At 60.8% G+C, this 691-nt stretch carries 2 protein-coding genes; one reads left to right on the top strand and one right to left on the bottom strand.

The window, feature by feature from the left end; all coding sequences use genetic code 11:
* Positions 1–193: hypothetical protein (locus P792_RS37470; RefSeq protein ID WP_161630823.1), on the bottom strand; the 193-nt coding region annotated here is incomplete at its 3' end.
* A gap of 158 nt (positions 194–351) precedes the next feature.
* On the opposite strand from P792_RS37470, the gene P792_RS25200 reads away from it, so the two are divergent.
* A complete protein-coding gene (locus P792_RS25200) occupies positions 352–567 on the top strand; it encodes a heavy-metal-associated domain-containing protein (protein ID WP_023978077.1) in 216 nt (71 codons plus the stop codon).
* Positions 568–691 lie beyond the last annotated feature (124 nt).

The following is a 691-nucleotide window of genomic DNA, read 5'->3' as shown; positions in this document are numbered from 1 at the left end:
GTTCCGCCTTGCCCATCATGCCGTTTGTGGCTGCGTCAGGCTGGCCCACCCCACTCATGGTGACGCTGGGATGATGCATCGCACATCCCGCATGGGTGCTTTGAACCGGCATTTCGCCGCAACCGGTCAGCTGCGCGCTAGCCGCCTGCGCCGGGAACGCCCCGCGCAGGATCAGGCAGAATGCAGCGAGCATCACGATCCATAGAGGCGTGCAGCGGTTCGGCATGTCGTCCCATAGAGGTTACAGGGAAATAATCGGATCAGGTGCGACACTCTCTCAGAGGCATACGTTGATTGCAACCGTATTGATCACCATCTCGGTCTGGTCATATTGGCAAGGAGCATGAAACAATGAGCGAGACCCTTGATGTCAAAGTTGAAGGCATGTCCTGCGGGGGCTGCTCGAGCCGCCTCGAAAAGGCACTGCTCGAAATCCCCGGCGTGACGGATGTCAAAGCCAGCCACGAGACGGGCGATGTGCGCGTCACCACGGACGGTGCGGCTGTGCCGCGCGCCGCGCTGGAAACGGTCATCGAGGAAACGGGCTTCGACATCGCACGAGGCTGAGATGCTCGTCTTTCGCCGCCCGGAGATCATCGTGGCCCATTTCGTCGGTTACAACACGGCGGGATGGGCTCAGCGGTCGTCGCCTTGAACGCGCCCGTCGTTTGACGAGCCAGCGGTAAAATCT

The sequence above is a fragment of the Asaia sp. SF2.1 genome, from assembly GCF_000505765.1.
In the GTDB taxonomy this organism is placed as follows: Bacteria; Pseudomonadota; Alphaproteobacteria; order Acetobacterales; family Acetobacteraceae; genus Asaia; species Asaia bogorensis.
Note: the sequence above shows the minus strand (reverse complement) of the source record. Positions and strands in the feature narration are given on the sequence as shown.